This is a genomic window from Halobacillus seohaensis (assembly GCF_042663045.1).
Taxonomy (GTDB): domain Bacteria; phylum Bacillota; class Bacilli; order Bacillales; family Halobacillaceae; genus Halobacillus_A; species Halobacillus_A seohaensis.
This window is the reverse complement of sequence record NZ_JBHSZV010000032.1, coordinates 1-368: the sequence shown is the minus strand read 5'-3', so window position 1 is coordinate 368 and position 368 is coordinate 1. Positions and strand designations below refer to the sequence as shown.

At 37.8% G+C, this 368-nt stretch carries 1 protein-coding gene; it reads left to right on the top strand.

The genetic code is table 11. The annotated features are described in order from the left end of the window. Positions 1-10: 10 nt before the first annotated feature. On the top strand, positions 11-368 hold a 358-nt coding region (locus ACFQIC_RS12420), incomplete at its 3' end, for a transposase (protein ID WP_390217145.1).

Genomic DNA, 368 nt, shown 5'->3' with positions numbered 1-368 from the left:
ATTAGAACCCATGTTAAAAAAGATAATTAAAGAACAAGCTGAAATGTTGATGAGGGAAGAGATGAAAAATTTCTTCGAAGTTGAACATCCAGAGCTTAAAAACAGTAAAAATGGCTCTTACGAACGTATATTAGATACAAGATATGGTCGAATCGAGGATCTCACGGTTCCTCGAGATCGGAATGGTGCGTTTAAAACCCAACTTTTCGATCCCTACCAAAGGCGAGAAAAATGGTTAGGAGAGACCATTATTGAGATGTACAGTAAAGGATGCAGTACTCGTGAAATTGGCAAATTTATCGAGAGGATATTAGGCAATTCCTATTCAGCTACCACGATAAGTAATATCACAGAAGTAGTGATCGAGG